At 33.1% G+C, this 8,327-nt stretch carries 9 protein-coding genes (1 of these 9 running past the window's edge); all 9 read left to right on the forward strand.

All coding sequences use genetic code 11. The features are described 5' to 3' along the window. Nucleotides 1-80: 80 nt before the first annotated feature. Nucleotides 81-1,211: a tRNA guanosine(34) transglycosylase Tgt gene (gene tgt / locus NZD85_RS08205; protein WP_171622607.1), complete on the forward strand. Its 1,131-nt coding sequence runs from the start codon at nt 81-83 to the stop codon at nt 1,209-1,211. A 1-nt stretch (nt 1,212) separates the two neighbouring features. Beyond that, a complete protein-coding gene (locus NZD85_RS08210) occupies nt 1,213-2,307 on the forward strand; it encodes an LptF/LptG family permease (protein WP_188319552.1) in 1,095 nt (364 codons plus the stop codon). 187 nt (nt 2,308-2,494) lie between these two features. Next, on the forward strand, nt 2,495-3,745 hold the full coding sequence (locus tag NZD85_RS08215) for a T9SS type A sorting domain-containing protein (protein WP_260541376.1): 1,251 nt from the start codon (nt 2,495-2,497) through the stop codon (nt 3,743-3,745). A gap of 318 nt (nt 3,746-4,063) precedes the next feature. Continuing rightward, entirely contained in the window at nt 4,064-5,986 is a 1,923-nt protein-coding gene (gene thrS, locus NZD85_RS08220) for a threonine--tRNA ligase (protein WP_225538875.1), read from the forward strand. A gap of 59 nt (nt 5,987-6,045) precedes the next feature. Then, the gene (gene infC / locus NZD85_RS08225) at nt 6,046-6,555 is read left to right on the forward strand and encodes a translation initiation factor IF-3 (protein WP_225532389.1); all 510 of its coding nucleotides are present in this window, start codon (nt 6,046-6,048) and stop codon (nt 6,553-6,555) included. 58 nt (nt 6,556-6,613) lie between these two features. Continuing rightward, on the forward strand, nt 6,614-6,811 hold the full coding sequence (gene rpmI / locus NZD85_RS08230; protein ID WP_038337133.1) for a 50S ribosomal protein L35: 198 nt from the start codon (nt 6,614-6,616) through the stop codon (nt 6,809-6,811). 94 nt (nt 6,812-6,905) lie between these two features. Next, complete coding sequence (gene rplT, locus NZD85_RS08235; protein WP_171622611.1) at nt 6,906-7,250, forward strand: 50S ribosomal protein L20; 345 nt, start codon at nt 6,906-6,908, stop codon at nt 7,248-7,250. An 89-nt stretch (nt 7,251-7,339) separates the two neighbouring features. Then, nucleotides 7,340-8,005: a phosphatase PAP2 family protein gene (locus NZD85_RS08240; RefSeq protein ID WP_260541378.1), complete on the forward strand. Its 666-nt coding sequence runs from the start codon at nt 7,340-7,342 to the stop codon at nt 8,003-8,005. Further along, nucleotides 7,989-8,327, forward strand: the start of a protein-coding gene (locus NZD85_RS08245) for a nitrilase-related carbon-nitrogen hydrolase (protein WP_260541381.1). Its footprint extends 444 nt past the window's final position; the window shows 339 of its 783 coding nt (coding positions 1-339); it begins with the start codon at nt 7,989-7,991; its stop codon lies off the right edge, out of view. Before NZD85_RS08240 ends, NZD85_RS08245 begins: the two co-directional genes overlap by 17 nt.

Consider the following 8,327-nt stretch of genomic DNA (forward strand, 5'->3'; position numbering starts at 1 on the left):
GCAAACTTTATCCTTATTTTTTTGTTATTTTTTTCGAAACCAACTCGCAACAAGCTAAACAATTAATATCTTTGCACACTATGAAATTTTCAATCGATAAAAAAGACGAATTTTCAAAGGCAAGAGCTGGAGTTGTAGAAACCGATCACGGTAAAATTCAAACACCTATTTTCATGCCTGTTGGTACAGTTGGTACAGTAAAATCTGTTCACCAACGTGAGTTAGAAGAAGATATTAAAGCCCAAATCATTCTTGGAAATACGTATCATTTGTATTTACGACCAGGAACTGATATTTTACACAAAGCAGGCGGATTGCATCAATTTATGAATTGGCAAAAACCAATTTTGACAGATTCAGGAGGATTCCAAGTCTACTCTTTGTCGACAAGTCGTAAGAAATCCGAAGAAGGTGTACGTTTCAAATCGCATATTGATGGTTCTTATCATATGTTTACACCTGAAAAATCTATGGAAATCCAGCGTTACATCGGTGCAGATATCTTTATGGCTTTTGATGAATTAACAGGAATTCCTGCCAAATATCACGATGCAAAACGTGCCATGCATGTGACACATCGTTGGTTGGAGCGTTGTAGAACTTGGTTGAATAATAATCCTGAATATTACGATCACAAACAAACGCTTTTCCCAATTGTACAAGGAAACGATTTCAAAGAGTTGCGACAAGAGTCTGCAAAATACATTGCCGATTTCGGTGCAGAAGGAAATGCAATTGGTGGTTTATCTGTTGGTGAACCAGAACCTGTTATGTACGAAATGACAGATATCGTAACAGAAATTCTTCCTCAAGACAAACCTCGTTATTTAATGGGAGTTGGGACGCCTTGGAATATTATCGAATGTATTGCACTTGGAGTTGATATGTTCGACTGTGTAATGCCTACGCGTAATGCACGTAACGGTATGTTATTTACATGGAATGGTGTTATGAATATGAAAAACGCAAAATGGAAAGATTGTTTTGAACCATTAGACGAAAGTGGAACGAGCTATGTGGATAGTTATTACACAAAAGCCTATGTTCGTCATTTATTTAATGCACAAGAATCTTTAGGAAAACAAATTGCATCAGTTCATAACCTTGCCTTTTATTTAGATTTGGTAAGAGTTGCAAGAGAGCATATATTAGCAGGAGATTTCGCTCAATGGAAAGAACAAATTGTGCCACAACTAAAACAACGTCTGTAGTTTGAAAATAATTGATAAATACATCATCCGAAACTTTATCGGAACCTTTATCTTCATGGTCTTGATTTTGTCTACCATCGCTGTAATTGTCGATCTTAGTCAAAAATTAGGACGTATTAATGATAGTGGATCCACTGCTTATTCGGCATTAACCCAATTTTACCCCTATTGGTCAATTTGGATTATTAACACCTTTTTACCCATTGCTGTTTTCATCTCCGTGATCTATTTTACTTCACGGTTAACAATGCAAACTGAAATTGTAGGTGTGCTTTCGGGTGGAATTAGTTTTTATCGATTTACCCTTCCATATGTTTGGGTAGCTATATTTTTGGCAATCTCAGCCTTGGTTGTTGGAAACATTGTTTTGCCATGGGCTAATATCAAGAAAAATAAATATGAGTATGTTCATATGCTCAGCAACTCAAAAAAGGAAGAATATTACAAAAGGCAACGCATAGGTTCACAAATTTCGCCAAAAGAATATGTTTTTGTGGATAGTTATGATAGAACAGAAAAATTAGGAAGTTCTTTTGTCTACCAAAAATTTGATTCAACTGAATTAAAAAAACAAATCATTGCCTCAAGTTTTAATTGGAACGACAAAGATTCTACATATGCATTGATAAGTGTTTATACAAGAGAAATAAACAAAGATCATACTGAAAAATTAACGTACGAACCCAATACAAATATAAAATTGCCCGCTTCGCCTGACGAAATTTTACCAGAAGAATATGTTGCAGAAACAATGAATACTTTTGAGCTAAATGAATTTATTCAGAAACAAAAAGCAAAAGGTTCTGCCAATGTTAACACCTATCAAAACGAATTAAACAATCGTCTGAGTGTTCCTTTTTCTACAATTATTTTAACGATTTTAGCTTTATCACTTTCATCTAAAAAACGACGTGGAGGAATCGGAATCAACTTAGCCGTTGGTATTTCGTTAGCGTTTGTGTACATTTTCTTTTCGCAAACAACTTCTACATTTTCCGAAAAAGGATATGTTTCCCCATTTGTCGCCTCATGGATTCCGAATATCGTTTTCGGATTACTGACTTTATTTCTCTATTTTAGACGAGCACGAACTTAAAAATATTTCAAAAATCCAGTTTCTAAACGAAACTGGATTTTTTTTGTAATATACATAAATTACTTTCTGTTACAATCGACTTGCTTATTAAATTGAAAATCAATATATTTACTACATTCTTAACATCGGTCAATATCCGTTTTCAGATGTTATAATAGTTGATTTGTTAAACGATAATCATTTTGATATGAAAAAAATATTACGCTTTCTATTTTTAATACTTTCGGTTACTACTTTTTCTCAGGAAACATTAAATACCATGTTTTATAATGTGTTTAAATTTCCGGTTTCACTCCCTCAAAATCGTCAATTGATTTTAAGAGATATTTTAGACGACTACAAACCTGATTTATTTATGATTTGTGAATTGGTAACAGAAAATGGTGCTGATTTAATTCTAAATACCTCGTTGCAAAATCAACCTGACAAATTTGCGCGCGCGCTTTTTGTTGCGGATACAACCAAATTAGATGATCCCTTGCAAACAATGGTTTTTTATAATACACGTAAATTAACATTGGTCAACCAGCAACGAATCCCAACAGTCTACCGCGATATCAATCAATATTCTTTTCAATTGAATACAACGTCCAACGATCCTATTCATTTAGAAGTTTTTGTAGCTCATTTAAAATCGAGTACAGGACCTGCTAATCGTCAAATGCGTTTGGAAATGGTACAAGAAGTAACAAAATCATTAAAAAATTTAACACAACCCAATACCTATGTACTTTTTGCGGGTGATTTTAATTTTTATAATTCATCAGAACCAGCTTATCAAGAAATTTTAAACCCTGAAAATGCTATTTTGATGGTAGATCCCTTAAATGCACCAGGGAAATGGCAAAACAATCCGGATTTTAGTTATTTACATACTCAGAGCACTCGTGTTTCAAACGTCGGTTTTGGTAGCGGCACTAACGCAGGAGCAGGCGGTGGATTAGATGATCGTTTTGATTTTATTATGATGAGCGATAATTTCAAGAACAGCACACGTTTATCTTATGTAAACGATAGTTATAAAGCCTACGGAAATAATGGAAATTGTTTGGACAAAGACGTAAAAGATCCCGATTGTACGGGGATTTACTCACAAACATTGCGAAATAATTTATACAATATGAGTGATCATTTGCCTGTTGTAGCGCAATTTAAAATACACGAAAGTTTAAGCACAAAAACAATTGACTCAAAACCTTTTATTTGGTTACAATCATCTACGATAACAAATGAAAAAATTACAATTGGTATTGATAAATCTCGATTGAACGCTCAAAACAATACGCTTTTTATTTACAATTCAGTTGGTCAATTGGTACAACCTGTACCACTAAATAATCAATCGAGCATCACAATTGATTGTCAAGCCTTAGCTTCAGGAGTTTATTACATCAAAACAAAAGAGTCAAACGAAGTTTTAAAATTTATAAAGAAATAATATTTCTAATTTACTTATTGATGAAAAATTTATTATTCCAACCTTAATTAGTTTAATTCTTTATGCTCTAATTACACGTCCTGGATTTTTTTAATTTAATTCCATACTCTATTCATCAAAACTTGTTTAGAAATAGTATTCGAGAAAATATTTTCATTTACCTTTTTGATTTTTTATTTTGTATAGCTATCTGGTTTATCAGTTATAAATTCATTAATCCCAAACGATAATATTTTAATCAAAATCAACCCTTTAAAAATTTCGTCAACTTACAGAAAATTCGTATTTTTGCATCTTAGTACAAATTCTAAAAGTAAGATGATAAACATTTCTCTTCCAGATGGAAGTGTAAGACAGTATGAGAGTGGCGTAACACCTATGGATGTAGCGCTTAGCATTAGTGAAGGTTTAGCACGTAATGTCATTTCGGCTATAGTAAACGATAAACAAGTTGAAACAACAACCCCAATCACCACAGATGCAACGATCAAATTGTTAACCTGGAACGATGAAATGGGTAAAAAAGCTTTTTGGCATTCGTCTGCTCACTTATTAGCACAAGCTATTGTTGAGTTTTATCCAAACGCTAAATTAACTATCGGACCTGCAATTGATAAAGGTTTCTATTATGATGTTGATTTTGGGGAAGATAAATTTACAGAAGCTGATTTTGCGAAAGTTGAAAAAGCAATGTTAGAGAATGCAAAGAAAAAAGCTGAATTCAAATTATATTCAGTTTCAAAAGCTGAAGCGTTAGAAACATATAAAGACAACGAGTACAAAACAGAATTAATCTCTAACTTAACAGACGGAGAAATCACATTCTGTACACATGATAACTTTACAGATTTATGTCGTGGTGGACACATTCCAAATACGGGAATTGTAAAAGCTGCTAAAATATTGAATGTTGCGGGTGCATATTGGCGTGGCGACGAGAAAAATAAAATGTTAACGCGTGTTTATGGTATCACATTTCCAAAACAAAAAGATTTAACAGAATATCTTGAGTTATTAGAAGAAGCTAAAAAACGTGATCACCGTAAATTAGGGAAAGAATTAGGTTTATTTGCTTTCTCTGAAAAAGTTGGTGCAGGTTTACCACTTTGGTTACCAAAAGGAGCTGCTTTAAGAAGAAAATTAGAAAACTTCTTATTAAAAGAGCAACAAAAAATGGGATACGAAATGGTTATCTCTCCACACATTGGTCAAAAAGAGTTGTATGTAACTTCTGGTCACTATGCAAAATATGGTGCAGATAGTTTTCAACCTATAAAAACACCAAACGAAGGAGAAGAATTCTTGTTAAAACCAATGAACTGTCCTCACCACTGTGAAATTTATAAAACGTCACAATGGTCGTACCGCGATTTACCAAAACGTTATGCTGAATTTGGTACAGTTTATCGTTACGAACAATCAGGAGAGTTGCACGGTTTAACACGTGTACGAGGATTTACTCAAGATGATGCTCACTTGTTCTGTACACCAGATCAATTATTAGAAGAATTCAAAAAAGTAATTGATTTAGTACTTTATGTATTTACAAATCTTGGATTTGATAATTATTCGGCTCAAATCTCATTAAGAGATCCCGAAAACAAAGAAAAATACATCGGTTCTGACGAAAACTGGGCAAAAGCTGAGCAAGCCATCATCACAGCAGCAGAAGAAAAAGGTTTACCAACAGTTGTAGAATATGGTGAAGCAGCCTTCTACGGACCTAAGTTAGACTTTATGGTGAAAGATGCATTAGGACGTCAATGGCAATTAGGAACAATCCAAGTGGATTATAACCTACCAGAACGTTTTGATTTAACTTACACTGGAGCAGACAACGAAAAACACAGACCTGTAATGATTCACCGTGCGCCATTTGGCTCTATGGAGCGTTTCATTGCTATCTTGTTAGAAAATACAGCAGGTAATTTACCACTTTGGTTAACACCAGATTTATTCACAATTTTACCAATTAGTGAAAAATATGTGGAATATGGAGAAAAAGTATTAAATTTGCTGGCCGAAGAGGAAATTAACGGATTGATTGACAGTAGAAATGAGAAAACTGGTAAAAAAATTCGTGATGCCGAAATCAGCAAAATTCCTTTCATGTTAATCATCGGTGAAAAAGAAGCAGAAAACGGTACAGTTTCTGTAAGAAGACACGGAGAAGGTGATTTAGGAGAGATGACTATTCAAGAGTTTATCAACTTCATGAAAGAACAAATCAAATTAAAATAATTTAAAACAGAATAACTATCGCAATTAGAAGAAAAGGCGGCAGAGGTCCAGCCAGAGTAATTAAGGAAGATCAACATAAGATCAATGATAAGATTGACGCGAAAGAAGTACGCGTTGTTGGAGAAGGTATAGAACCTGGTGTATATCCAATTTCTAAAGCTTTAGAACTTGCAGAAGAACAAGGTTTAGATTTGGTTATGATCAGTGAAAAAGCCATTCCACCTGTTTGTCGTGTCGTAGAGTACAAAAAGTTCTTATACGAACAAAAGAAAAAAGAAAAAGAGCTTAAAGCTAAACAACAGAAAATTGTCGTTAAAGAAATTCGTTTCGGTCCTCAAACAGATGATCACGATTACGAATTCAAAAGACGTCATGCAAGATCTTTCTTAGAAGAAGGTTCTAAATTAAAAGCATACGTTTTCTTTAAGGGACGTTCTATTATCTTTAAAGATCAAGGAGAAATCTTATTGTTACGTTTAGCACAAGAATTGGAGGATGTTGGAAAAGTAGAACAAATGCCAAAACTTGAAGGTAAAAGAATGATTATGATGATGGGACCTAAGAAATAATTAGGTTTCATTATCTTACAAAAAATAAAAACGTTTTAATTTTAAATAATTTGTAATCATGCCAAAATTAAAAACAAAATCTGGAGCGAAAAAACGTTTCAAATTAACAGGAACAGGTAAAATTAAAAGAAAACACGCTTTTAAAAGCCACATCCTAACAAAAAAGGAAACTAAACAAAAGAGAAATTTAACTCAAACTGGTTTAGTGGATCAAGCTGATGTTCATTCAGTAAAACAACAATTAAGATTAAAATAAGAACCTGTTCTTATTTGGTTTATTAATTCATTATTAACCCTGTCGTTGGGCCTTAAAGCAGAGAAATCTCGCCCACTACAAAAAAATTAAAATTATGCCAAGATCAGTAAACGCAGTTGCGTCAAGAGCTAGAAGAAAAAGAGTTTTAAAACTTGCAAAAGGATATTTCGGAAGAAGAAAAAATGTTTGGACTGTTGCTAAAAATGCAGTAGAAAAAGGATTAGTTTACGCTTACCGTGATAGACGTCAAAAGAAAAGAAATTTCCGTGCGTTATGGATTCAAAGAATTAACGCTGGAGCAAGATTACATGGATTATCTTACTCTAAATTTATGGGTGCTGCAAACAAAGCTGGTATCGAATTAAACCGTAAAGTTTTAGCGGATTTAGCGATGAACCACCCAGAAGCTTTCAAAGCTATCGTAGAAAAAGTAAAATAATTTTTTTTAAACAATATTAAAACGTTTTAAAACTTGGCTATTTAGTCAAGTTTTTTTTTTGCCTAAATTTGAACAAATAATAATTTTCGATGAATCAACAAAAAGACTTATTTCTAAGAATTTGGCCCTTTTTTATTGTATTTTTTATCTACAATTTTGCTGCTATTGCCATGACACAATATTTTGGTCGCGATGAATTGCATTTGCATTTCAATAAATATAGCAATCATTACTTCGATAAATTCTTTGTATTCTATACAGATTTCGGAACCTACTATTTATTTTTCATCTTGCTCGGCTATCTTTTATGGAAAAAAACACAACGATATTTTTATTATCTATTCGTTTCAGGTGCTGTTGCATCAACAATAAGTGTCTTTTTTAAGAATGTATATTTTGAACAAGTTTTGCGTCCAGGATACTATTTCACTCAAAAGAAAATAGACATCGTTTTGGTCAAAGATTACGCGATACAAATGGCATCAACTTTTCCATCAGGACATTCATTAACAGCCGTTATAATCTCGATGATGTTCTGTTTACTCACAAAAAACCGATGGTTACAACTTTTTTTCGCTTTACATTTTCCAAGTATTGCAATTAGTCGAATTTATTTATCTCGCCATTTCGCTATCGATACAGTCGGTGGAGCACTTATCGGATTTTTTATGTTTATCTTTACGTATTACATCATCAATCATTCGAATAATCCAAAACTAGATCATAAATTTATCAACAATGGAAAAGCAAACTAAACTAAAAATATCATTGATTCAATACGATGTTATATGGGAAGATACGAAAGCAAATCAAACCTATTTAGACAAATTGTTAAGCAATCATCAAACCGATATTATATTGTTACCAGAAATGTTTGCTTCGGGATTCTCGATGAATGTAGAAAAAATTGCTCAGAAACCTTTTGGAGAAACATTCGAATGGATGCAACATAAAGCCAAAGAACTGAATTCTGCGATAGCTGGAAGCATTTCTACACACGAGAATAACAGCTACTATAATCGTTTTTACTTCGTCTGTCCAAGCGGCTCTATTTACATATACGACAAGAAACATTTG

The organism is Empedobacter stercoris (assembly GCF_025244765.1).
GTDB classification, from domain to species: domain Bacteria; phylum Bacteroidota; class Bacteroidia; order Flavobacteriales; family Weeksellaceae; genus Empedobacter; species Empedobacter stercoris.